Source organism: Bradyrhizobium sp. NBAIM08, from assembly GCF_020193935.1.
Taxonomy (GTDB): domain Bacteria; phylum Pseudomonadota; class Alphaproteobacteria; order Rhizobiales; family Xanthobacteraceae; genus Bradyrhizobium; species Bradyrhizobium yuanmingense.
This window is the reverse complement of record NZ_JADYVR010001056.1, coordinates 1-398: the sequence shown is the minus strand read 5'-3', so window position 1 is coordinate 398 and position 398 is coordinate 1. Positions and strand designations below refer to the sequence as shown.

1 protein-coding gene is annotated in these 398 nt (G+C 75.9%); it reads left to right on the top strand.

Translation table 11 applies throughout. The features are described from left to right. Nucleotides 1-398: calcium-binding protein (locus I6F37_RS43440; protein WP_276573838.1), on the top strand; the 398-nt coding region annotated here is incomplete at both ends.

The following is a 398-nucleotide window of genomic DNA, read 5'->3' as shown; positions in this document are numbered from 1 at the left end:
GATGTTCTCGACGGCGGCAGCGGCGATGACGTGCTGCTCGGCGGGCGCGGCGGCGACACGCTGCGCGGCGGCGCGGACAAGGACGGGCTGGAGGGCGGCGACGGCAACGACATCCTCGACGGCGGCGATCACGACGACGTTCTCCTGGGCCAGGTCGGCAACGACGCGCTCACCGGCGGCGCGGGCGCCGACCGGCTCGACGGCGGTCACGGCAACGATGCGCGGCACGGCGACGTCGGCGACATCGAGCTCGTCGGCGGCAGAGGCGCGGATGTCATCGAGGCGCTCGCGGCGGCGGCCGGCGCGGCTCCGCTCGCGATCAACGGCGGCGACGGCGACGACACCGTGCGCACGGCCTACGGCAACGTCTCGGTGCTCGGCGGCGCGGGCCGCAACAC